Annotated in this window: 19 protein-coding genes; 11 read left to right on the top strand and 8 right to left on the bottom strand. The window is 42.9% G+C overall.

Annotated features, from left to right (window positions below):
* Nucleotides 1-116 precede the first annotated feature (116 nt).
* Nucleotides 117-314: a hypothetical protein gene (locus tag IGK61_RS09000; RefSeq protein ID WP_074536740.1), complete on the top strand. Its 198-nt coding sequence runs from the start codon at nt 117-119 to the stop codon at nt 312-314.
* Nucleotides 315-350: 36 nt separating this feature from the next.
* Here IGK61_RS09000 and IGK61_RS08995 read toward each other — a convergent pair whose 3' ends face one another.
* From IGK61_RS08995 to rsxC, 3 genes are read right to left on the bottom strand one after another with little or no spacing between them, the layout of a single operon-like run.
* Nucleotides 351-923, bottom strand: a complete 573-nt coding sequence (locus IGK61_RS08995; RefSeq protein ID WP_074536741.1) for a hypothetical protein — start codon at nt 921-923, stop codon at nt 351-353.
* A 24-nt stretch (nt 924-947) separates the two neighbouring features.
* Nucleotides 948-2,018, bottom strand: a complete 1,071-nt coding sequence (locus IGK61_RS08990) for an RnfABCDGE type electron transport complex subunit D (RefSeq protein WP_015509781.1) — start codon at nt 2,016-2,018, stop codon at nt 948-950.
* On the bottom strand, nt 2,011-3,348 hold the full coding sequence (gene rsxC / locus IGK61_RS08985; protein ID WP_074536742.1) for an electron transport complex subunit RsxC: 1,338 nt from the start codon (nt 3,346-3,348) through the stop codon (nt 2,011-2,013). Before rsxC ends, IGK61_RS08990 begins: the two co-directional genes overlap by 8 nt.
* 185 nt (nt 3,349-3,533) lie before the next feature.
* Between rsxC and IGK61_RS08980 the strand changes: the two genes are divergently transcribed.
* The gene (locus tag IGK61_RS08980; RefSeq protein ID WP_438844797.1) at nt 3,534-5,468 is read left to right on the top strand and encodes a heavy metal translocating P-type ATPase; all 1,935 of its coding nucleotides are present in this window, start codon (nt 3,534-3,536) and stop codon (nt 5,466-5,468) included.
* 31 nt (nt 5,469-5,499) lie between these two features.
* Here the strand turns inward: IGK61_RS08980 and IGK61_RS08975 are convergent, their stop codons facing one another.
* Nucleotides 5,500-5,943 carry a hypothetical protein gene (locus IGK61_RS08975; RefSeq protein WP_016609260.1) on the bottom strand — a complete coding sequence of 148 codons (444 nt, stop codon included), beginning with the start codon at nt 5,941-5,943 and terminating at the stop codon, nt 5,500-5,502.
* Between the two features lie 120 nt (nt 5,944-6,063).
* On the bottom strand, nt 6,064-6,591 hold the full coding sequence (locus IGK61_RS08970; RefSeq protein WP_005226199.1) for an HdeD family acid-resistance protein: 528 nt from the start codon (nt 6,589-6,591) through the stop codon (nt 6,064-6,066).
* Nucleotides 6,592-6,728: 137 nt separating this feature from the next.
* Here IGK61_RS08970 and IGK61_RS08965 point away from each other — a divergent pair, with 137 nt between their 5' ends.
* Nucleotides 6,729-7,223, top strand: coding sequence for a hypothetical protein (locus IGK61_RS08965; RefSeq protein WP_005226198.1), 495 nt, complete (start codon nt 6,729-6,731; stop codon nt 7,221-7,223).
* Nucleotides 7,224-7,286: 63 nt separating this feature from the next.
* On the opposite strand, the gene IGK61_RS08960 is transcribed toward IGK61_RS08965, so the two are convergent.
* The gene (locus tag IGK61_RS08960; protein ID WP_074536743.1) at nt 7,287-7,883 is read right to left on the bottom strand and encodes a nitroreductase family protein; all 597 of its coding nucleotides are present in this window, start codon (nt 7,881-7,883) and stop codon (nt 7,287-7,289) included.
* A 112-nt stretch (nt 7,884-7,995) separates the two neighbouring features.
* The gene (locus IGK61_RS08955; protein ID WP_074536744.1) at nt 7,996-9,447 is read right to left on the bottom strand and encodes an NAD-dependent succinate-semialdehyde dehydrogenase; all 1,452 of its coding nucleotides are present in this window, start codon (nt 9,445-9,447) and stop codon (nt 7,996-7,998) included.
* Nucleotides 9,448-9,661: 214 nt separating this feature from the next.
* On the opposite strand from IGK61_RS08955, the gene lepB reads away from it, so the two are divergent.
* The 6 genes from lepB (at nt 9,662) to pheT (ending at nt 21,828) form a co-directional block, all read left to right on the top strand.
* Complete coding sequence (gene lepB, locus IGK61_RS08950) at nt 9,662-10,210, top strand: signal peptidase I (RefSeq protein ID WP_005226195.1); 549 nt, start codon at nt 9,662-9,664, stop codon at nt 10,208-10,210.
* 122 nt (nt 10,211-10,332) lie between these two features.
* On the top strand, nt 10,333-13,950 hold the full coding sequence (locus tag IGK61_RS08945; protein ID WP_074536745.1) for a PD-(D/E)XK nuclease family protein: 3,618 nt from the start codon (nt 10,333-10,335) through the stop codon (nt 13,948-13,950).
* A complete protein-coding gene (addA, locus tag IGK61_RS08940) occupies nt 13,943-17,620 on the top strand; it encodes a helicase-exonuclease AddAB subunit AddA (RefSeq protein WP_074536746.1) in 3,678 nt (1,225 codons plus the stop codon). The genes IGK61_RS08945 and addA overlap by 8 nt, the downstream gene beginning before the upstream one ends.
* Before the next feature lie 67 nt (nt 17,621-17,687).
* Nucleotides 17,688-18,008 (top strand): winged helix-turn-helix transcriptional regulator, encoded by a 321-nt coding sequence (locus IGK61_RS08935; protein ID WP_005226192.1) that lies wholly within the window; start codon nt 17,688-17,690, stop codon nt 18,006-18,008.
* Nucleotides 18,009-18,360: 352 nt separating this feature from the next.
* Nucleotides 18,361-19,407 (top strand): phenylalanine--tRNA ligase subunit alpha, encoded by a 1,047-nt coding sequence (gene pheS, locus IGK61_RS08930; RefSeq protein ID WP_005226191.1) that lies wholly within the window; start codon nt 18,361-18,363, stop codon nt 19,405-19,407.
* Nucleotides 19,408-21,828 carry a phenylalanine--tRNA ligase subunit beta gene (gene pheT, locus IGK61_RS08925; protein WP_074536747.1) on the top strand — a complete coding sequence of 807 codons (2,421 nt, stop codon included), beginning with the start codon at nt 19,408-19,410 and terminating at the stop codon, nt 21,826-21,828.
* Nucleotides 21,829-22,226: 398 nt separating this feature from the next.
* Here pheT and trpS read toward each other — a convergent pair whose 3' ends face one another.
* Nucleotides 22,227-23,234, bottom strand: a complete 1,008-nt coding sequence (gene trpS, locus IGK61_RS08920; protein WP_438844796.1) for a tryptophan--tRNA ligase — start codon at nt 23,232-23,234, stop codon at nt 22,227-22,229.
* Nucleotides 23,235-23,501: 267 nt separating this feature from the next.
* Between trpS and IGK61_RS08915 the strand changes: the two genes are divergently transcribed.
* Entirely contained in the window at nt 23,502-24,239 is a 738-nt protein-coding gene (locus IGK61_RS08915) for an amino acid ABC transporter ATP-binding protein (RefSeq protein ID WP_008381909.1), read from the top strand.
* Nucleotides 24,240-24,257: 18 nt separating this feature from the next.
* Complete coding sequence (locus IGK61_RS08910; RefSeq protein ID WP_438844795.1) at nt 24,258-25,067, top strand: transporter substrate-binding domain-containing protein; 810 nt, start codon at nt 24,258-24,260, stop codon at nt 25,065-25,067.
* Nucleotides 25,068-25,074: the final 7 nt, after the last annotated feature.

Below are 25,074 nucleotides of genomic sequence, written 5' to 3'. Positions count from 1 at the left end.
AACCTGGGATAAATCATCTTTCTGTCTGTTATGTTACCTGATTTGCATCAGAAAGGCAATTCCTATAATAAATCCTCGTTATTATGTGCCACGTAAAAAGAAAGGAGGCAAAAGGAATGGTTGGGTATAACCGTTTCTCAAAAGAGTTTCAAAAGGCTGCGAAAGAACTCCGTGAAGGGAAGAAGTCCAAAAATGCCAATAAAGGGCTGCGAACACGACAAAAAATCGCTGCTGAAAAAGAACAAAAAGCACAAAATGCTTTTTCGACTGGTTTTTTGATCGGTTCCTTCAGAGAAATGTTCCGCAAGAAATAAGCAAGTTCCGCTGCCAAAGCGGAACTTGCTTTTTGTTTAGAATAAATAATTGAAGAAGACACCGTTGAGAAAGGAAAAGCTCAGATAAAATAGAAAAAGTGTCACGATGTCCAGGGGTAGGCCTTTCAGAATTGGCGGAATTGCGGCAATTTGATTTCGTGTATGAACCCCTGACAAAGCACAGGAAAAGAGAAAATACATGCCTACAGCAACAAATAAATTGGTTAAATAATCGGTATAGGGAAATTGGGTCACAGTGGCGATCGTCAGCAAGATGACACTGACTAGGGTCGTCTTTTTTAGATCATTCGTCAAGAAACGTTTTTTTGCTGGAACGATCAGTAAGCATAAACTGGCGGCAATCAGGGCGATGATGGCAGCACTTACCAAATTGGTGACCACTTGATTGCCATAGACAAAGCGATTTTGAAGCAAAAGATAAAAACTTAAACCGCTCAACAAGTATGCGACTGCAATGATCCCTGACAGGAAAACCACCCGTGTCGTCACGTTCGGTTTTTTTTCTTTGACGGTCGGCGCCAAATTTTGACAGGCGTAATTTGTGAGTAGAATGACTAGGAAGACCACTAGTCGATTGGCGATCATCATATGAGAACGCTCCTTTCTTGCGTTTTAGCTCATGATTTTAAGGTTGAACGGGGTCTTTTTTCCTTCCCCTAAAATGCGAAGGCGTAAGAAGCGATCGATGAGTGGAGTAAAACAATTCATGATCAAGATGGCATAGCTCATGCCTTCGTTTGTGAAACCAAAGAAACGGAAGAGGACAACGAGAAGCCCCACGCCTAAGGCAAAAAGATTTTCTCCTGCTTTTGTTCCTGGAGTCGAAGAATAATCAGTCGCCATATAGATCGCACCCAACATGGCACCACCGCTGATGATATGCCCGATCACCGTTTGCCAACTGCCAGTAAAAAGTCCTTCTGGACCAAGGATAAAAGCAAAGAGCCCGATCGTTGCAAAAATAATCAGCGGGATACGAGGGGAGATGATTTTCTTGTAAACGAGAAAAATTCCACCCAGCAGTAAAAGCAAGGCACTGGTTTCACCGATTCGTCCCCCAGTAAATCCTAAAAAAGCATCCAACAGATCAGAACCGCTTAAGGTGTCCCCGGCCTTCATAACAGCTAATGGCGTAGCACCGGAAACGACATCGTTCGCCGTAGCTTGCGAAACCACATCAGGAGCGATGCTGCCAAAAGGTGGATCTGGCCAACTGATCAAAAACATCTGGTTATAAAACAAGCCAATCAACAAGGCGCGACCGCCAAGGGCTGGATTTAAAAAGTTATAGCCGATACCGCCAAAAAATTCTTTGACGATGATCACGGCAAACGCCACCCCGATCACTGGGAAATACCAAGGTGCGGTCGGTGGAAGATTCATCGTTAAAAGCAATGCCGTCACAACGATGCTTAGATCGAAACGAAATGGCCGTTTGATGAGGTAGGACCAAATTCCGTCGGCGGCAAACGCCGTGGCTAACGCAATGAAAAACAACCCATATACCTTGAGCCCGAAAAGGTAGCCCGAGAATAAAACTGCTGGTAGTAAGGCTAGCACTACACAGCCCATGATTTTGACTGTTTCGTCATTGCTGCGAATATGGGGGCTTGGTGGTGTTTCTTGGTTTTTTCGTTGCTGAAAGAGGCGCTCGCTATCGGAATCCTTGTAGTAATCAGGCACTTTCCTTCGCCTCCTTCTGCAGCTGTGCAACCTTGCCTTTTGCGGCAGTGATGTTGGCAGCTAAGGAACGTTTGGCTGGACAGACAAAGGTGCAAGCACCACAATTGATACACGCTTCTGCCAGCAATTCTTCACATTTTTGATAATCGCCTGCTCGATAGAATTGATCGATCTCCATCGGCATCAGGCGCATCGGACAAGCTTCGACACATTTATTGCAGCGAATGCAGGGGTTTTCGGCATAGAGCCAATCGGTTTCTTCATTAAAAACAACGATCCCGTTGCTGCCTTTGGTGACCGGAACCTTTAATGTTTTAACGGATTTCCCCATCATGGGGCCGCCAAGAATCAGCTTGCTGGGCGCACCTTGAAAGCCGCCAGCAAAATCGATCAACTCTCCTGCGAGTGTTCCTAAAGGATTTTTGACGATGCGTGGATGTTGAACATCACCAGTCACGGTTGTATAGCGTTCAATCAGCGGTTTGTCATAACAGACCGCTTCAGCGATGGCAAAGCTGGTGGCAACATTGATCAATACGATCCCAATATCGGCAGTCAAGCCGCCTAAAGGTACCTCCTGATCGGTCAATAACTCTACTAACTGCTTTTCACCACCGGTTGGATAAACAGTTGGGACAGTAACGACTTCTATCGTGTCATCCTCTGCACTTGCGGCTTGCATCGCTGAAATGGCTAGCGGTTTATCATCCTCGATGCCAATGATGATTTTTGGATCAGCTAACAATTTTTGGGCAATTTTTGCCCCTTGGATGATTTTTTGGGCTTCTTTTTGCATTAAGAAGGCATCACTGCGCAAAAAGGGCTCACATTCAGATCCGTTTAAGATCAAGGTATGGATTTTTTTATTTTCATCAATACTGAATTTGACATGGGTGGGAAACGTTGCACCGCCTTTGCCGGCGATACCGCCTTGACGGATTTTTTTGAGGATCGTTTCGTTAGCAGCAGATTGCCAGTTGAATGGGGTAGACAAAAAATCATTATCGAAGGCATAATCGTTTTCAATGATGATGGTTTTTCCTTCTTCATTGTTTTGATTTGGCCAATCGACAATATCGACGATTTTGCCCGAAACAGATGCATGGATTTTCGCAGATACAAAGGCATCTGCTTCAGCGATCACTTGCCCTTGCTTGACGTACTCACCAACGGAAACCGTCGGTTCGACAGGGGCACCAATATGTTGTGCCAAAGGGATAAAGACCATCGTGGGTGAAAAGGTAAGGATTTCATCTTGTTCGATCATTAATTTTTCTTTTAACATTTGTAACGGGGGACTTAGTGAAATTCCACCAGTAAATGTTCTCATAGCCAACACTCCTTTTTTCTCCTAACTTTATTCTAGCATGCCATCCGCATTCTCAAAACCATAAACGCTTACATTTCACAAGAAAAACTTATTTCGGTTGACATATGATTGTTTGTTCATATATAATCAGGGTATAAACATGTTTGATCGTTCATATGTTCGATGGAATAGAGGAGGTTTTGATGATGGCTAAACATACTTGTCAACACGAGCACACAAAAACGAAGGGACATACGCATACCCATGATCATGGGACGTTTCCTCGTAAAGTTTACTTCGCGGGGGTAATCTTCTTTATAGTGGCGCTGTTTATTTCGAATCAATGGGTAAAAGACGGGGTTTATTTTGCTGCAGTTTTATTAGCGGGCTACCACATTTCGTGGGAAGGGATCGAGGATACCGTAAAAAGCACAAGAATCAATCGTCGCTTTACGCCAAATGTACATCTATTGATGTTATTAGCAGCGATAGGGTCAATGATCATAGGCAATTTTAATGAGGCAGCCTTACTGATTTTGATTTTTGCTGGTGCTCACTTTTTAGAAGAATACGCGGAAGGGCAAAGCCGACGAGAAATCACCAATCTTCTCAAATTGAATCCAACGGAAGCACGTTTGATGGGCCCAGATGGGAAAGCCAAAAAAATTGCTGCTTCAGAGATAAAAAAAGGGGATATTTTACAAGTTTTGCCTGGTGATCAGTTAGCAACAGATGGGGTGATTCTTTCTGGCACGAGTGCCATCAACGAAGCTTCCATCAATGGCGAGAGTATACCGCGAGAAAAAACAGCGGGAGACGAAGTTTATGGCAGTACCATCAATGGCAATGGAACATTTTTGATGGAAGTCACAAAAGACAGCTCGGAAACGGTCTTTGCCAAAATTCTTTCAGTCGTTGAAGCGGCACAGTCGAATCAGTCACCAACAGAAACACGAATCAAAAAAATCGAACCAATCTATGTAACCATTGTTTTCATTGCAGTCCCTTTGTTCATCTTAACAGCACCGTTTCTACTTGGTTGGGATTGGTATACCAGTTTTTATCGCGGGATCGTGATGATGATTGCAGCGTCTCCTTGTGCGTTAGCGGTAAGTGCGGTACCTGCTAGTTTATCTGCGATTTCAAATCTAGCAAAAAAAGGGATTCTTTTTAAAGGCAGCAACTACTTAACGAATTTTGCTCAGATCAAAGCGGTGGCATTTGACAAAACGGGCACGTTGACCGTCGGAAAACCAACGGTCACGGATGTCATTTTCGCAGAAGCCATCGATCAAGCAGAGGCCGCTTCCATCATCGTTTCGCTGGAAAAACAAGCCAATCATCCATTGGCAGATGCGATCGTTACTTATTTTGAGAAGAACAATAAAGGGCAGCAAAACGAACAGCTGACGGTTACGAATGAGATTGGTTCCGGTTTAGTAGCCGTCTCAGGAACAAAAACCTATCGATTAGGAAAAAGAACCGAAAACTCCCAGTTAACAGGTTCGTTGGAGCAACAGTACCGTCACCTGGAAGCGCAAGGAAAAACGATGGTCATTTTTTCCATCAATGAAGAGGTTGTCGCAATCATCGCTTTGATGGATGAGCCGAACGAACAGGCAGCTTCTGTGATTCGTTATTTAAAAAATGAAGGGATCCATACCGTTATGATCACCGGAGATAGTGCGTCTGCTGGGGAAGCCATCGGAAAGCGGCTAAACGTTGATCAAGTGGCGGCTAATGTGTTACCTGAGAACAAAGCGGAAGCGGTTCGAGCACTCCAAGAAGCCTACGGACAAACCGCCATGGTGGGGGATGGCATCAATGATGCGCCCGCACTTGTTCAGGCAGACATCGGTTTTGCGATGGGCGAAGGGTCAGATGTTGCTATCGAAGTGGGGGACGCCGTGATCATGAAAAATGATCTTTCACGCTTCGCGTATGCCTATCGCTTAGCGAAGAAAATGGATCGAATCATTTGGCAAAATATTTTCTTCTCCATGTTTATCGTCGCGTTATTAGTCGGGTTGAATCTATTTGGAAAAATGAATATTGGGCTGGGGGTATTTGCCCATGAAGGAAGTACGTTGATTGTATTGTTTAACGGGTTGCGCCTTTTGCGCAAACTGCCAGATGCATAAAAAAAGCGGCTATCGAAGGATAGCTGCTTTTTTAATGACTGAATTGTGTCGAAGTTGGAAAATCAAAGGCATCGATTTTTTGCAATCGATTTTCGATCCTTCTTAAAATCCCTTCAGAGGAATCCAACGGTTTGATTGCATGATAAGCAGTCAGTAACAGGTCTTTTTCTTTAGCGGGACGGTTTTCGATGCGGTAGATATTTGCTAGTCGTTCCACGTATTCATAATGACTATAGTCTGTTTTGTTGATCAAGAAATGCAAAAGATCTTTTGCTTTTGCGTAGTCTTCTTGAAGATAGAAACTGATTGCTTCACGATACAATTTGATATCAAGTTCTTCGATCTGGTCAGGGGTTGCTTTAAGCGCACGCCACTCATTGATCGAGATTTTTCGTACGACTTTGCCAGTTGCATCGGTCAAAAAAATTACCGGTACATCGTTTGGATGTTTTGCTGCTTGCTTGATTTTCTTCATGTCGCACCTCCCGCGTGTCAATGGACTGACTGTTTGATATCTCCTATTTTAAAAGGAATAGCGGGAAAAGTCTACATGTAGATGTTAGATTCGTAGGAAATTTTAAAACATTCTCATTTATTAGGCTCTTTTTCGTTGAAAATGGTTGACCGCATCGGAGGCACCCATGAAAATCAAGATCCCGCCAAAAATTTGGAAGAATAACAACCAAGTGGCGAAGGGATTCAATACTAGGATGATCCCTGCAGCAATGATCAATAGACTGATGATCAAGCTAGTGATATAAGGTAAACCAATGCGTTTTTGGTTAAAGCTTGCCATCAATCGGGTGCAACCGCTGATGGTGATCATGATTCCTAAGAAAAATGGCACGATGGCAAGTAACCCTTTGGCAAAAACTAAAATCGCAGCTGCCGCAATCAACAGTAAGATACCAGAGACGGATTGCACATTGCGATAGCCCTTTTGTTTTTCTTTGTAGCTCGTATACAAGCTAATGATCCCTAAACATGCAATATACCCGGCAACAAGATAAACGATCGTGTTGAAGACAGATCGTGGTGCAATCAAGATGATGAAGCCAAAGACGATATATACGACGGCACGAAGTAAATCATAGCGTTGTAATTTATCAAAAAATGCATTCATGATAATTCCTCCTTTTTTTCCTATTGTACCGAATTCTTGTTAAAATAGATATCAAAAAACCTACGAAATAGGCTAAGCCTTTTGTATCAGAGGGTTTTTTGGTAAAATAAGGAAAAGAAAACAGAACGGAGAGTATTATGAGTGGGTTAACGCTAGTGATGTGTGCCTTTACGATCGTTTTATACCTTTATTTATTCGTGGTAAGGAAAGACATTCAATTTCTTGCTGTGGAGCGCAAACTAAGCAAGGTCGCCATTACGATTTTTTCAGTAATGATTATCCTATCTATGGTGATGATGGAAGAGGCACTTGATAATCGGGTGCGGGGGATCGTTTCGGGTTTGGTCTTTTTGAGCTTTGTTTTAGATAGCCGCGGCTTAGCACTTGATCGAATCATTGTCCATCCAATGAGTATCAAAGGGGTACTCTACCAAGAGATCGATCGAGTCGTTTTATTTCAAGAAAAGGAAGGGCAGCCCATCAAGATGAACTATTTTCGAAGAGGGATGAGAGGCCCATTGATGAAATTCAAGCAGCCATTAGCAGAATTGGTTGTTTTCTTGTCAGAACACTTGAATGAAGGGACACCGATCGATATTTTAGTCGATCATGATCAAGGAACAAAGGACTAAAAGACCCTCGATTACTGCCAGTTTAAGGCGTAATCAAGGGTCTTTTTTTAGGTCGAAAATTGATTAATGGAACACGCGGAAGCGCTCATCGTCACTTAGAAATTCTTTTTCGTTCGGTTCGCTTTCTTTTGAACCAAAGACTAGTTGCGCCCGCAGTTGCCAATTTTCAGGAATTGACCATTCAGCTGCAACAGCGTCATCGATGACAGGGTTGTAATGCTGTAAGTTGGCACCTAATCCAGCTTCTTCTAAAGCGGTCCAAGCGTTCGCTTGAGCGATCCCATTCGATTGTTCTGCCCAAACGGGAAAGTTCTCTGCATATAGAGCAAATTGCTCTTGCAAATTTTTCACGGTATCCGTGTGAATAAAGAATAGAACGGTTCCGTAACCCGCTTTAAAACCAGCAAGCTTTTGTTTTGTCGCTTCAAACGCTTCGGGTGGTGTCAATGGTTCTAACGCAGCCTCTGTTAATGTCCACAATTTTTCGTGGGCTTCGCCAAATAAAATCACGGCTCTTGGTGATTGTGCGTTAAACGCAGTTGGACTATTTTTCACTGCTTCTTTCACAATGTCTTCGATTTCAGTGTCGGAAAGAGCCACATTTTTACCTAGCCCATAGATTGAGCGGCGCTGTTTGATCGTATCAAGAAATTTTGTCATCGTATTCCCACCTTTTCTATTGTCATAGAGTGAAGTATACATTCTTACTTAATGTTAGTAAAAGAAAATGCTTGGGACGTCAAAAAGTCAGGCAAACGCACCTGACTTTTTCTTATTGGGCATCGATAGCAATGAATTTAACGGTCACGTATTCTTCAGGACCATATTTGCCGTTTTCACGACCAAAACCGGAATGCTTGACGCCACCGAAGGGAGCCGCCGGATTTGAGATCGCAATGTCATTAACCCCAACCATCCCATATTGGAGGTTTTGGGCTACATCCGAGATCGTTTGCAAATTCGTTGAAAAGAAGTAGGAAGCTAGTCCAAATTCCGTATCATTTGCCGCAGCGATGACTGCTTGTCGATCCGTAAATGAGATCAATGGGATCACGGGTCCAAAGGTTTCTTCATAGTAGATAGCCATCTCAGAAGTAATCCCATCGATGACCGTTGGTGCGAAGAAGTTGCCTTTTTCGTATTCACCTTCAGTAAGCTTCTTACCACCGAGTAAAACTTTAGCTCCTTTATTTACTGCATCTTCCAACTGCTCGATGACTTTTTCAACGCCTGCTTGGTTGATCAAAGGACCAACAGTAGGGTTTTCCAGACCATTGCCGACCGTTACGGATTCCATTTTCGCTAGTAATTTTTTGGTAAAGGCGTCTTTGACGGACTCTTCGACAAAAATTCGATTGGGGGATGTACAGACCTGACCGTTGTTACGGAATTTTGCTGCAATTAATTTTTCAGCAGCTAAATCTAAATCAGCATCAGCAAAAACTAGAAACGGGGCATGACCACCTAACTCCAATGAAACTTTTTTCAGAGTTGGTGCAGCTTGTTCGTATAATTTCATCCCAACTTTCGTGGAGCCAGTAAAGGTGATTTTTTTGACTTGTTCATTTTCGGTCAATTCTTTCCCAATTTCAGAAGAATCTCCTAAGACGATATTGACGACCCCGTCAGGAAGGCACGCTTGTTGAAAAAGTTCACCTAAAGCCAATGCTGATAGGGGTGTTTCTTTAGATGGTTTCATAACAAGGGTACAGCCAACGGCCATAGCAGGCGCAATTTTTCTTGCAATCATGTTAGAAGGAAAGTTCCAAGGCGTGATCGCGCCAACAACCCCGATCGCTTCTTTGCGTACCAGCCAATGATTGTGTTCAGGGGCTGGAATCACTTCGCCATAGACCCGTTGCGCTTCAGCTGCATTCCAACGGAAATTGTCAACGTTGGATTGGATTTCTGCCTCCGCTTCTTTTAATGGTTTTCCTTGTTCCATACTCATGATTTTTGCTAAACGATCGCTTTCTTCTTCCATCAAATCAGCAATGACGTTCATCAAATCGGCACGTTCTCGAGGGGAGCGTTTTGACCATTCGGGAAAAGCAATCGCTGCGGCATCGATTGCTTGCTTGGTTTCCTCGATCCCTCCTTGACTGACTTTTACGAGTTCTTCATTAGTGGCAGGATTGGTAACCGAAACCGACTCTTTTGTTCCTTCAAGCCATTTTCCGTTAATCAATAACTTTGTTGGTACTTGTGGTAACTGTTGGTTCATCTTGGCACTTCCTTTCAATAATGGGTTCTTATTAAACCCTAGCACGGATCAGAAAGGATGACAATTCATATGCAAGTCTCTTGATTCTCCAAATTTTTGTAAAGAACCAAAGGGGAAATGTCCTGCTCCTATCATTTTATGGTAGAATAGAAAAATAAGAATGTTTGTTCGATTCTTGGGAAATATAGTAAAATATTCAAGGAGTGAGGGACGCGTGCAACAAGTAAAAGAGCTTTTAAAAACAGTAGGATTTGTCGTGATCTTCACTTTATTCCTCTTGTTATTAAGACAGTATGTCTTTACTCCTGTGATCGTAAAAGGAGATTCGATGGACCCCACATTACATGATGGTGAGCGGGTAATTGCTTTGAAAAATACCGAGATCGAACGTTTCGATATCATAACGTTTGAAGCACCGGATGAAGCAGGCAAAAACTATATCAAACGCGTGATCGGTTTGCCTGGCGACCAGGTTTCCTATCAAAACGATACCCTTTATATCAATGGACAAGCATATGATGAACCCTACTTGGATGAATTCAAAGCAGCTGTCACAGATGGCTTTCCATTGACCAGTGATTTTGATATGGGGTTATTTGGTGTTGAAGTCATTCCTGAAGGTCAAATTTTAGTGTTAGGGGATAACCGCCGAATTTCCAAAGATAGTCGTCAATTAGGTCTGATCGATGAAGCAACGATTTTGGGTGATGTAAAATTTGTATTCTGGCCAATTGCCGATTTTGGTATGCTAGGCAAAGAGTGAAATTCTGCGACCGTTTTTTTGTTTTTAAGGAGATTCTTTTAAAAACAAAGACGCATTTGAAAAAACGTGCCGCTGATTTTTAGTGTTTTTTTTAAAAGACGATGGAGAGAAGGAGTCCTTTCATGAGTTTACGATTTATCCTTGGCGATGGCCGTTGTCGTCATGATCAAGCAGTGATAGAAAATGCAAAAAGCTGGTTAGAAAAAGACCATCAAGAAGTATTTTTTTTGGTGCCTAACTACAACAAATTTGAACGAGAACGCGAGATCCTTCAATTACTGAGAGAGGATCGCGTAGAAGATTTTGCTTCTATTCGCGCGCAAGTGTACAGTTTTCACCGTTTGGCTTGGTTTTATCTGCAACAAACCGGCTTGCTTTCTCAAAATGCCATCACTGAAAATGGTGCCTCCATGATCATGCGTAAGCTGCTTTTGGAACTAGAAGAAGAACTCGTCTTATACCGTGGTGAGATCAATAAAGCGGGTTTTATCCAACAATTGTTGGCGTTCTATCAAGAAATGCATACAAGTCGATTGGGGATCGAAGATTTATTGGCAGGTGGTGCTGCACCAAGCGCAACCCAAGACGAGGAGAAAAAATACAGTGAATTAGCGAAAATATTTCAACGATTTGAACAAGAACTTCTGGAGCGTGCATTACAAGTCGAACAACCGATCACCTTGTTGACACGCTTTCTTGAAGGTTCCTTGCTGGATGATTCTCCAGTGGAGCAAGCAATGCCTAACGCAGTGTCAATGAACAAAGCGCCAGATCTTTCCCATGCCTTATTTATTATCAGTGGGTTTTCCGCTTTTTCAACACAGGAACAGCAGCTGATTCAAGTGTTGATGAAAAAAAGTCATGTCATTATTGATCTTTTTCTGGATCGTGGGTATCCACAAGAGCTGCCTTCACCGTTGAATTTGTTTTATGAAGCAGGGCGAACCTATTATCAATTGATTAGTTTTGCCCGAGAAAATCAAGTGCCGATTTATTTGGATCAGAAACTTTCGGTCAACCAAGAGGTGGACGAGGAAGCCAAGGGATCGATGCAACAGGCGTATAATGAAATTGAAACATTTTGGCGGCATACCCAGTCACAAGTCAGCTATCAGCAACAGTCCTCTGTGAAGGACTTTCTGGCAGTTTGGAAAGTTGGGAATCCAGAAGAAGAGATCCGTCAGATTGCAGCGTCGATCCGTGGGATGATGAGCGATAACAAACGGTATCCAGCATTACGTTACCGGGAGATCCAATTATTGATCGCCGAACCAGAAATCTATCATCAATATATCCCTAAAATTTTTACTGAGTTTGAGATTCCTTTTTATATCGATGAAGAGCAGATGATGGCGCAACACCCATTGGTTGAGTTTTTGAATGCTTTTTTTGCTTGTCAATCCTATGGCTTTCGCTTAAATGATATTTTGCGGCTGCTTAGAACGGAACTTTACTTACCGGCAGCCTATCGCACCGAAGCAGATTGGCTCGTCGGCCGTGACCAGTTTCGTAAGTTGGTGGATATTACCGAGAACAAAGCGTTGGCTCATGATTTCCAAGGAGCGAGTTGGACGAGAAACGAAGATTGGGAACTGATCGAGTATTTACAATCGGAAGAAGAGCAGACGGATAAAGTGGATTTGACAGCGTATACCAACCAGTTGCGCAGGGCCTTTAAGCAAGATGTTGCTGATACTCTTGACTGGCTGACGGCTGCTAGAACGAACCGCGATGCGGTCGAACTGCTGTATCGCTTTTTACTGAATGCCGGTGTTGAAGAACAACTGCGGCATTGGCGAGATCAAGCGATCCAGAAAGGGAAGTTGGATCAAGCCCGTAATCATGAACAAGCATGGCAAGCCTTGATGGATTTGCTGGATGAATATGCTGCGATCTATGGAGAAGAGTCCTTTGATTTTGCGCTCTTTGAGGATGTCTTATTGACTGGCTTAGAAAATGTCACATTCGGGAAGATCCCAACAGCGATCGACCAAGTCAACATCAATCGCCTTGATCTGGCACGTCCAAAGCAAGCAAAGATCACATTTGCACCGGGATTGAATGAAACGGCGTTGCCAAGAAAAATAGAGAACAAAACGTTGTTGACGAATGAAGAACGTCAGCATTTCAATCAGTTGTTCAATGGTGAAAAATACCTTAGAGATACAGTGGTGGAAGGCAGTGTCAAAGAGCCATTTGCTTTTTACTCTGTCTTGCTTTCAGCAACGGAACACTTATCACTGTCCTATGCCGTTAATTTTGATACCCAGCAAAACATCAAAATGTCGCCTTATTTAGATCGAGTGGTCAAACGTTTGGATGTCCCACTGCAAGAGCGAGGGATATTGACGCTAGTCAGCGATCCAAGAAACTATGTCGGCAGTTACCGTGGCCTGATCTATCAAATCAATAACCTCAGTCAGCAAGCGCAAAAAAACAAAGAGAATTTGCCTAGGGTTTGGGAGCAGCTGAAACAAGCACTGCTGCGTTCGGAATGGACAAATTTAGCTGCCCAAGTATTTGAAAGCCAAACTCATCAAAATATTCCGATTCCTTTGTCTCAAGCACAAGCTGCGGCACTATATGGACCGTCGATCTACAGTTCCATTTCTCAGATGGAGACGTTCTATCAGTGTGAATACAAGTATTTCGTCAGCTACGGATTACGGTTAAAAGAACGGGAAGTTTATGGCTTAAATCCAGCAATGACCGGTGAGTTTTTCCATGATGCTTTGGACCGCTTTGTCAAAGTCCTGATTGCTGAAAATATTTCCTTGACCCAGTTAACTGCTGACCAACGCGTGCAATTTGTGGAAGTCGTTTTGCAGGAAATTTTTGGCGAAAGCCGTTATCGCTTACTGACGAGCTCTGCTCGGATGAATTTTATTCGATATCAATTAGGCAAGACGATTCAGCGAGTAGCGTGGGCATTAGCGAAACAAGGACAAAAAATGCATTTTAGTCCTGAAAAGACGGAGGTGCTATTCGGACAGATCGCTGGCTCAAATGGGATCAATGGGATCGAATTACCATTAAGTTCTGGCGGGAAACTGCATGTGCGGGGGAAGATCGATCGTGTCGATACGGCGAAAACGGAAGAAGAACAATGGCTTTCTGTTGTTGACTATAAATCTAGCAGCCGAGATTTTGACCTTTCTGAAGCATACTACGGACTTGCGATGCAGTTGATCACCTATCTCGATGTCGCATTGACGGATGCTGTCCAACTGGTTGGTTCGCCAAATGTGCGACCAGCGGGGGCTTATTATCTGCATGTGCATAATCCGCTTTTGGACGGACAAGAAGCCAGTGAAGAAGAACGTTTAAAACGTTTCAAGTATGACGGGTTGTTTATTGACGAACCGGCTGTTTTCCCGTTGCTAGATGAGGATGTTGAAGCCAGCAAAAATTCACCGATATTTCCTGTTCGAAAAGACAAAAACGGCAATTATCAAAAAACAACGCAGGCGAAAAACAAGTTTTATACAGAAGAAGAGCTTGAACTGTTAAGAAAACACAATCGTAAAAACATGCAGCAAAGCGGTGAGAAGCTGTTGAGCGGTGAAATCGCCTTAAACCCGTCTTATAAAATAAAAGACAAAAAACGGGCGTGTGAATTTTGTCCGTTTCGCAGCATCTGTGACTTTGATGTATTGTTGAAAGAAAATGAGTACCACCGTTTAGAAAACTTATCTAAAGATGAGATTATCCATCGCTTAAGGGAGGAAGAAGATGAGTAAGATCCCTTTAAAACCGCAAAATGAAACCTTTACGGATACCCAATGGCAAGCCATTTTTGATAAAGGGGATAATATCCTCGTTTCCGCTTCAGCGGGTTCAGGCAAAACCACCGTTTTGGTTCGGCGAGTGATCGAAAAGCTAAAAGCAGGAACGACGATCGATTCTTTACTGATCGTAACCTTTACCGAAGCAGCTGCTCGAGAAATGAAAGAACGGATTCAAGTGGCATTGCAACAGGCCATCAATCAAGAAAGTGACGAGCAAAAGCGCCAGCACTTCGTTCGTCAGCTGCAACTGTTGCCGACAGCTAACATTTCTACCTTGCATGCGTTTTGTTTAACTGTGATTCGGCGTTTTTATTATTTGATCGATTTAGATCCCAATTTCCGCATGATGACCGATGAAACCGAAATTTTATTGATGAAAGAAGAAATCTGGACACAGCTGAGAGATCAACAATATGAAGCCAATGATGAAGCCTTCTTTCGTTTGACGGAAAATTTTTCAAGTGATCGTTCTGATGAAGGCGTCGGGGATCTGATCCTGTCTCTTTATGACTTTGCCCGAGCCAATCCAGATCCAGTCAACTGGCTAGCTCATCTAAGTGATCACTATATCGGCAAAGAAACCTTTGCTGAAAATATCCTGTATCAATCGCAAATCAAACCGACTTTGCAAGAAAATTTGAAGACAGCGGCGCATTTGCTGCAGGCGGCGCAAGACTATGCCCGTTCTGATGAAGCGATGGAAAAAGCGGCACAGTTGATCGATACCGAATTGGGCATGGTGGAAACCTTAAAGGCTCTGCTGGATGCAGACGATGTCGATGGCTTCTATGAGCAGATCCAAACATTGCGTTTTGGTCGTTACCCAGCTTTTCGCAAACCAGAACAAAAGGAATTGTCCCAAGAAATCAAGCCCTTACGCGATGATGCGAAAAAATTGGTCGAGCAATTGAAATCCACCTTCCCGTATCCACCAGCTGAAATGATGGAGCTGCTTCATCGATCAGCACCTGTCGTTGAAAAAATGGCAGCGATGACCGAAGCATTTATGAAAGCATTTCAAGAAAGAAAGCTTTCAAAAGGCCGTTTAGACTTTAATGATTTGGAACATTTCACCTTGCAGATTTTACAAGGAGATGGCAGTGGAAGTGAGGCGTCGACCTATTATCGTGATCGCTTTGAAGAAGTTTTAGTCGATGAATACCAAGACGTCAATCGGCTGCAAGAGGCAATTTTATATTGGGTGAGACAAGTCGATCATAACCCTGGCAACATGTTTATGGTGGGGGATGTGAAGCAGTCGATCTATTCGTTTCGACTAGCAGATCCGACGCTATTTATCGAAAAATACTTGGCATTTGAAACAGAGAATGGTGGGCGGAGAATCGTCTTAGCAGAAAATTTCCGTTCTCGTTCCGATGTATTGGATTTTACGAATCTAGTTTTTCAACAACTGATGGATGAACGGGTTGGACAAATCCCTTACGATGAGGCGGCAGCCTTGATTACCGGTTTTCCTGATTTTCCAGAAAGCGAGGCCTTTGCCACAGAGCTCTTGTTATATGAAAAAGAGCATGAATCCGAAGAACAATTGATTGATGACAAAACAGAAGGTGAAATGCAGATCACTGCCTTGAAGATTCAGGAGCTGATTGAATCAAAATTCATGATCTATGACAAAAAAGCCAAAACAAATCGACCAATCACTTACAACGATATCGTCTTGTTGACCCCCACACGTAAAAACAATCTTGTCATTTTGGATGTCTTTAAGCAGTTTGGGATTCCGATGGCGGTCAATGATGCTCAAAACTATTTTCAGGCAACGGAGATCCAAACCGTCGTTTCTTTGCTGCAGATCATTGATAACCCGTACCAAGATATCCCGCTTGTGGCGGTCTTGCGTTCGCCAATCGTCGGCCTAACAGAAGATCAATTGGCTGAGATCCGTTTGGCGAATCGTTCCAGCGACTACTACGATGCAGTATTGGATTACCATGGGCAACAAGAAGCGTCACCCTTGTGGCAAACGGTGGATGGGTTTTTAACAAAACTGGAACAATGGCGAGAGGAAGCACGACGATTACCAATCCCGACCTTACTTTGGCAAATCTATGAAGATACTGCCTATTTGGATTATGTCGTGGGACTGCCTGCAGGTCAGCAGCGCTATGCCAATTTAGCGGCATTGGTCCACAGAGCGGAGAAATACGAAAAGAGCAGTTTCCGTGGGTTGTACCAATTCATTCGCTTCATCGAAAAGATGCAAGAAAAAAACAAGGACTTGGCAGAGCCATTAGCTACACCAGTAGAAGATGCGGTTCGTGTGATGACCGTCCATGCAAGTAAAGGTTTGGAATTTCCTGTAGTCTTCTTATTGGATACAACAAAATTCTTTAATTACCAAGATTTTCAAAAACGCTATATCTTTGAAGAACAGCTGGGGGCTGGGATCCAATATGTGGAACCCGCAGAAAACCTTAAATTTGAAACACTGCCGTTTCAAGCCATCAAGCAAGTTCGTTTGAAAAAAGCCTTGTCAGAAGAGATGCGAAAATTATACGTAGCATTGACACGAGCAGAGCAGAAGCTTTTCTTAGTAGGCTCCTATAAAAATCAAGCGGATGCCTTTAAGACGTGGCAATCTGGCTTGACACAATCCGAGATGGTTCTTGATCCAGCGTTGCGCCTTGTTGCTCGGGGGAGCTTGATGGATTGGGTCGGACGGACCCTGATGCGCCATCCAGATATGGAAGCAGTATTCTCCGAAGCGTCAGAGCGCAAGCGGACGATCGATCATCCTGCTCATTTTCGTCTGTCATGGTGGAATCAAGAAACGATCACGCAAGAAGTCCAAGAGACCCTTGCACCAGTCGAGGAGCCTAAACGATTGATTGCGCCAGATAGCAATATCGATGATCTTTTGAAACGCCTAGCCTATCGCTATCCTTATCAAAAAGCGACCCAAACGACTAGTTATCAATCTGTTTCAGAATTGAAAAGACTCTATAACGATCCTGATGATCAACAGACCACTTTGTTGGAATGGCGGTCGGTTTCCGAGAAGACGAATCCTCAGCAATATCGCTACGTACAAGATGAATTGGCGAAACCCAAATTTCTGCAAGAAACGAAGCCTCTCGCCAGCAGTATCGGAACCGCAACACATACGGTTTTGCAAATGATCCCCTTAGGAATGAAGCCAACACAAGATACTTTGGCGCTCCTGATTGCTGAACTCGTGAAAAAGCAATTTTTTTCTGAAGAAATCGCCAAAAAAATTGACCGATCGAGTATTTTGTGGTTTTATCAAACTGAACTAGGTGAACTGCTGAACCAATTCTCTAATGTGGTGAAGCGGGAGCAGCCGTTTTCGATGCTAAAAGAGGCCGATACGATCTTTGAAGGGTTTGACGAACCAGATGCGCCGCTTTTGATCCATGGTATTATTGACGGCTATATTGAATTGGCGGATGAAATCATTTTGTATGACTTTAAAACAGATGATGTGTTCGGCAGTCAGGCTCAGATTGAACAGAAAATGCGCGAACGATATTATGGTCAATTAAAACTCTATTGCCAAGCATTGGAGAAAGCATTGAACAAACCAGTGAAACAGACCTATTTAGTGCTGTTAAAACCTAAGATGATCGTGGCATTCTAGCTGATCGATCCTAGTTTCTTACATTTCGTAAGTCATATGCTATAATAGGTAAAAGAGGTGATGGAGAATGATAAAAGTAGAATCGGATTATGCCCTTTGTCCTAAATTTGAAAAAGCTTTTTCTATTTTAGGCAAAAAGTGGAACGGCTTGATCATTGATGTCCTTCTTGAAGACGGCAAACAAAGATTTGTTGAGTTAGCAAACAAGATTCCTCAAGTGAGTGATCGGGTGTTAGTCGAACGCTTGAAAGAATTAGAGCGGGAAGAAATTGTCTGCAAAGAAAACAATCTTTACTGCTTGACGCCAAGAGGTATTGCTCTTGAAAAGAGTATGATGAGTGTGAAGCGTTGGGCAGAAACCTGGGTACGTGAGGAAGAATGCAGTTGATTTCTCAACGGAAATTAGGTAAACTAGGCTTAAATGAATAGTAAAAAAAGCGTTGATAGAAACTAGTAATTTGGCTGGATCAGAAAAAGGGAGACTTGTCACAGACTGAAAGCAAGTCCTGTATTCGAAAAATGAATTTCACTTCTGGAGCTTGCTGAGAACAATCAGTCGGCAGTGTTGCTGTCGTTAGCCGAAGTGAGTGCGCGGAACTTTCCGCGAATGAGGATGGTAACACGAGACGTCGTTCCTTTTTTTAGGGATGACGTCTTTTTTTGTCTTTTTATCAAAAGATCGTCACTTTTTCCAGTCAAATCGTTTTTTACACTATTCACTGTATAGAAGGAGGAAACACATGTCTTTACAAGAAAAATTAGAAGCATTGAAGGAAACGACATTGCTTAAAATCAAAGAAAGTCCAACCATGAATGACTTGAATCAGATTCGAGTGGAAGTGCTTGGGAAAAAAGGTCCCATTACTGAAGTTCTACGGGGGATGAAAGATCTTTCTGCGGAAGAACGGCCGAAGGTGGGGAGCTATGCCAACGAGATTCGTGATATCTTGACAGAAGCGATCGAAGAAGCAAAATCGTCTATCGAAGCAGCAAACTTGGAAAAGGCCCTTGCTGAAGAATCCATCGACGTGACTTTGCCTGGTAAAAAGATGGACCGAGGAACACGCCATGTGCTAACGCAAATCATGGAAGAAATCGAAGATATCTTTGTTGGTATGGGCTACCAAGTAGTTGAAGGCTACGAAGTGGAAAAAGATCATTACAACTTCGAACGGATGAATCTGCCAAAAGATCATCCAGCCAGAGACATGCAGGATACTTTTTATATTTCAGAGGAAGTGCTGATTCGGACCCATACGTCACCAGTGCAAGCGAGAACAATGGAGACTCATGATTTTTCTAAAGGGCCGCTGCGGATGATCTCACCAGGGAAAGTTTTCCGTCGTGACACAGATGATGCGACCCATAGCCACCAATTCCATCAAATTGAAGGCTTGGTGATCGATAAAAATATTACGATGGGTGACTTAAAAGGAACCTTAGAAGTCATGATGCAAAAAATGTTTGGTGAAGATCGCCAAATTCGCTTGCGACCAAGCTATTTCCCTTTCACAGAACCATCGGTCGAAGTCGATGTCAGCTGCTTCAAGTGCGGTGGTGCCGGTTGTAATGTTTGTAAACAAACTGGCTGGATCGAGATCCTCGGTGCTGGAATGGTGCATCCTAACGTCTTAGAAATGTCAGGGATCGATCCAACCCAATATTCAGGATTTGCTTTTGGTTTAGGTCCTGATCGAGTGGCAATGCTGCGCTACGGCGTGAACGACATTCGCCAATTCTATCAAAATGATGTGCGTTTCATTCGCCAGTTCAAGGGGGAACAATAAATGTTAGTATCATACAAATGGTTAAATGAATACCTTGATCTGTCTGAGATCACACCAAAAGAGCTGGCGGATAAAATGTCAGTGACGGGGATCGAAGTCGAAGGTATTGACGTGCCTGAAGAGGGTTTAAAAAAAATCGTTGTCGGAGAAGTGACCGACTGCCGACCACATCCAGATTCTGATCATCTATCGATTTGCCAAGTAAATATTGGTGAGGATGAAGACTCACAGATCGTTTGCGGTGCACCAAATGTCAAAAGCGGCATTAAAGTCATTGTGGCATTACCAGGCTCTCGAATCGCGGGCAATGTAAAAATCAAAAAGGGCAAGATGCGGGGAGAAGTTTCGAACGGCATGATTTGTTCATTGCAAGAATTGGGATACGCCGACAGCGTGATTCCCAAAGAATACGCGGAAGGAATCTATTACTTACCAGCAGAAGCAGAAGTAGGAACACCAGTTTTTCCTTATCTTGATATGGATGATCACATTATCGAATTATCGATCACTCCGAATCGTGCGGATGCGTTGAGCATGCGGGGGGTTGCTTATGAAGTCGGTGCGATCTATCGCCAAACACCGAAGTTTCCTGAAATTGCACTTACTGAAAGTGAAGTAGCTGCTGCCGATAAAATTCAGGTGAAGGTCACTGAAGCAACAGATGCACCCGCCTACCAAATTCGAATTATTGATGGTATAACGATCGCCCCAAGTCCACAATGGCTGCAAAATCGCTTGATGAATGAAGGCATTCGTCCAATCAATAATGTCGTAGACGTGACGAATTATATCTTACTATTATTTGGCCAACCATTGCATGCTTTTGATTATCAAAAGCTAGACAGCAAGGAAATACTGGTACGTCGCGGCAAAGAAAATGAAAGCCTGGTTACCTTAGATGGAGAAACACGTCAGCTTTCCCCAGAAGACATCGTGATCACCAACGGAACGACACCCGTTGCGCTCGCAGGCGTCATGGGAGGACTTGATTCTGAAATCACGGAAACAACGACCACAGTCGCTTTAGAAGCGGCCTTGTTCGATCCATTAGCGATTCGTTTAACCTCAAAGAAATTCAATTTAAGAAGTGAGTCCTCTGCTCGTTTTGAAAAAGGGATCAACCAAGCAACGGTTGCAAAAGCTTGTGATGCAGCAGCAGCACTGATTGCAGAACTTGCTGGCGGAACGGTCTTAAAAGGAGCAGTAATAGGTTCCCAAGTAGCAGTAGAACCTGTGGAGGTTACAATCACTCTAGCTCGAATCAATAGCTATTTAGGCACAGAAATCACGGATGAAGAAGTGCAAGAAATCTTTGATGCATTAGGCTTTGGTCATCGTCAAGAAGCAGACAGCTATATTGTTTCTGTACCGCCTCGTCGTTGGGATATTACGATCGAAGCAGATATCATTGAAGAAGTGGCGCGTATTTACGGTTATGATCGTTTGCCATCGACTTTACCGCAAGGAGAAACGGTTGCCGGTCATCTAACCAAAGCGCAACGTCTGACTAGAGAAGTTCGGACGCTATTAGAAGGCAACGGGGTCAGTGAAGCCATCAGCTATGCTTTGACCACTGAAGAGAAGGCACAACAATTTACGGATAAATCGAGCCAAGTGACTCGATTGGATTGGCCAATGACCGAAGAGCGTGCCGTCTTGCGCTTGAATCTGATTTCAGGTTTGTTAGACGACGTTGCGTACAATTTGGCACGTAAAAATAATCGTGTTGCTTTGTATGAAATTGGTCGCGTCTTCTATCAAACAGGCGACAGTAAGCACGAGCTGCCAACAGAAGTCAATCACTTAGGGCTAGCTTTGACAGGAAATATCCATGAGAAAGACTGGCAAACCCAAGCTCAAAAAGTTGATTTCTTCCATTTGAAAGGCATTTTAGAAAATCTATTTGATTCGTTGGCATTAACCGACCGTATATGTTATCAAAAAACGGCAGCTATCAAAGAGATGCATCCTGGCCGTACGGCAATGATCTTGCTAGATGACCAAGAAATCGGCTTCTTGGGACAAGTCCACCCGTCGATCGCCAAAGATTATGAAGTGAGTGAAACCTATGTTGCTGAATTGAACTTAGATCAACTGTTAGCAGCGAAAACAGAACAATTGGTCTATCAGCCAGTTTCTAAGTTCCCATCAGTAACGCGGGATATGGCACTCTTGCTTGATGAAACGATCGATAACCAGTCCGTGATGGAGATCATTCGCGAAAGTGCAGGTCGCTTCTTAAGTGATATTCGTTTATTCGATGTGTATCAAGGGAAAAACATCGAAGCAGGCAAAAAATCATTAGGGTACAGCCTGACCTTTAGCAATCCGGAAGCTACCCTGACGGATGAAGAGATCAATCAAGCAATAGCGAAAATTACTCGTAACTTAGAAGAAAAAGTTCAAGCAGAAATCCGCTAATCAAATAAGAGAAAAACGTTCTCCACCATACAAAGAAGTTGGGTGGGGAACGTTTTCTACTATTATAATGGATGCTCAGATGACACAAGAATGTTAGGAGTTGAGTGAGAGCCGTAAAAGATTTCACTATAAAAGGCAATCCAGTTTTTAGGTACAACTTTTTTAAACCCTGGCAAGGTTTGGAAAAAGGATTTTATAATCCGCATTTTATGAAGTTATTTTTTAGGGCAGCTCTCTTGGTTTTTGTACAAGAAACAGTATCAAATCAAATTACACAAAGTGTCAGTCTGGGGAGGAAGGGTTCTCGTGAAATCTAACACAGAGTAGACACATAGGTTTTGTATGAAAGAATTCATTCCGATTTGTAAACAAAAAAACAAGCCGTAAAGGCTTGTTTTTTAGGCGAAGTAATTGATGCCCATTGCATTTTTGACTTCAGCTAACGTTTGGGCGGCAACTTGTTCTGCTTTTTCACTACCAATTTTTAATAAGTTCATCACTTCACCGGGATCTTTTGCAAAAGCTTCACGGCGTTCACGAATCGGTGCAAATTCGGCTTCTAGAACATCGATCAAATAGCGTTTGATTTTGACATCGCCTAATCCACCACGGGTGTAATGTTCTTTTAATTCAGCAATTTTTTCTTTTTCAGTGCCAAATACATCAAGATACGTAAAGACCATATTGCCTTCGACTTGTCCAGGGTCGTTGACATGAATGTGATTTGGGTCCGTGTACATGCTCATCACTTTCTTTTGTAATACATCGGCTGGATCAGCTAAGTAAATACCATTGTTCAGTGATTTGCTCATTTTCCCGTTCCCATCGATCCCCGCTAAACGTCCCATGCCTTTTGGCGGTAAAACCGCTTTTGGTTCGACTAATACTTCACTATACGTAGAATTAAAACTATGCACGATTTCTTGCGTTTGTTCCAGCATTGGTTTTTGATCTTCTCCAACGGGGACTAAATTTGCTTTAAAAGCGGTGATATCCGCTGCTTGAGAGACTGGATAGATGAAGAAACCAGAAGGGACGCCTTCGCCAAATTTCTTTTGTTCAATTTCGGCTTTAACGGTTGGATTGCGTCGCACGCGTGCTACACTGACTAAATTTAGGTAGTACATCGTCAATTCAGAGAGCTGAGGGATTTGCGATTGAATAAACATCGTTGTTTTTGTTGGATCCAATCCAACGGCTAAATAATCCAAAGCGACTTCTAAAATATTCGCTGAGACCTTCTCAGGTGTTTTTGCATTATCTGTTAGTGCCTGCATATCAGCGACCATGATATAAAGCTGATTTTCAGGGTCAGCTTGCATTTCGACCCGTTTTTTTAAAGACCCCACATAATGGCCAAGATGCAATTTGCCAGTTGGGCGGTCGCCAGTTAAAATCGTATTCACTTTTTTTCCACCTTTTCCTTTGTTATATGGTTTATCTTACCTTTTTTTAGCAAAAGAAACAACCGGTTCTCCTTGTGATCTGATGGGGTGAGAAAAATTTTCATGGACAAAAACCTCACATCAAAGTAAAATAGCACTTGTCTTTTCAGAAATAAGGGGGGAACATTGGAAAAGCACCTTTACAAATGAAAAAAGATTGAGCTATAATATGAATCAAATCTTTCCAATTACTCATTTAATTTTAAAAAAAGCTAGGAGTGTGAATCAATGGCAATGATCGAATTTAAGAACGTAGAGAAATATTACGGAAAGTTCCATGCATTAAAAAACATCAACCTTGAATTTGAAAAAGGTGAGGTCGTTGTTGTTATCGGACCTTCAGGATCTGGTAAAAGTACAATGCTCCGTACGATTAATGGTCTAGAAACCATTTCAGGTGGTCAATTATTGGTCAATGGCAAGAACTTGTTTGACAAAGATGTCAAAATGACAGAAATTAGAAAAAACATCGGCATGGTGTTTCAACATTTCAATTTGTATCCAAATAAAACCGTGTTAGAAAACATTACGTTGGCACCGATCAAAGTATTAAAACAAAATGAGCAAGAAGCCATCAATTTGGCGGAAAAGCTTCTTGATCGGGTAGGGATGTTAGATAAAAAAGATTCCTATCCTTCCATGTTATCTGGCGGACAACAGCAGCGGGTCGCAATTGCCAGAGGGCTTGCGATGAAACCAGAGATGCTGCTTTTTGATGAGCCAACGTCTGCATTGGATCCAGAAATGATTGGTGATGTCTTGGATGTCATGAAAAAAATTGCCAGTGAAGGCATGTCCATGATCGTTGTTACCCATGAAATGAGCTTTGCCCGTGAAGTAGCAGATCGAATCGTCTTTATGGCGGAAGGACAGGTCTTAGAAGACCGACGCGATGTCGATGGATTCTTTGATGCACCAAGAGACGAACGTGCAAAACAATTCTTGAGCAAAGTCACAAATCATTAAGCCATAGGAGGAGCCCTTATGAGAAAGAAAATATTTTCCTTTCTAGTCTTAGCCTTTGCCCTTGTGACTTTCTCAGGTTGTAAAGGACAAAGTGCCGCAGAGATCGATATTTTAGAAAACAGCAAAGAGACGAATCAGATCGTTTGGGGCGTAAAAAACGATACCCGTCTTTTTGGATTAATGGATATCGCGACCAGAGAAGTACGAGGATTCGATATTGATATCGCTCGTGCAATCACTGAGAAAATTTTAGGTCGTGATGGCAATGCCATCTTTGTTGAAGTTACCTCAAAAACCCGGATTCCTCTTTTGAAAAACGGCAACATCGATGCAATCATCGCCACGATGACTATCACGGAAGAACGTAAAAAACAGGTCGATTTTTCCGATGTCTACTTTGATGCAGGACAATCTTTATTAGTCGCAAAAGATAGTCCAATCCAAGGGATCGAAGATTTGACCGCAGACACCACTGTATTGGTCGTGAAGGGCTCTACTTCAGCTGTCAACATCCGTGAAGCAGCACCAGAAGCGCAAATTTTGGAACTTGAGAATTATGCGGAAGCCTTTACCGCTTTACAATCTGGTCAAGGGGATGCTATGACCACGGATAATGCGATCTTATTAGGGATGGCGAGTGAAAATCCCAATTACCATTTAGTTGGCGAAACTTTTACAGAAGAACCTTATGGTATTGCCATCAATAAAGGACAAAAGCCGTTTCTTGATGCAGTGAATAAAGCCTTGCGGGAAATGCGTGAAGATGGAACCTATGATGAGATTTACAACAAGTGGTTCCCTGAAGACGAATCAGGAAAAGTAGAGTAGGAGGAAA

It is taken from the genome of Enterococcus sp. AZ063, assembly GCF_051715045.1.
GTDB classification, from domain to species: Bacteria; Bacillota; Bacilli; order Lactobacillales; family Enterococcaceae; genus Enterococcus_D; species Enterococcus_D casseliflavus.
This window is presented reverse-complemented; position numbering and strand designations above follow the sequence as displayed.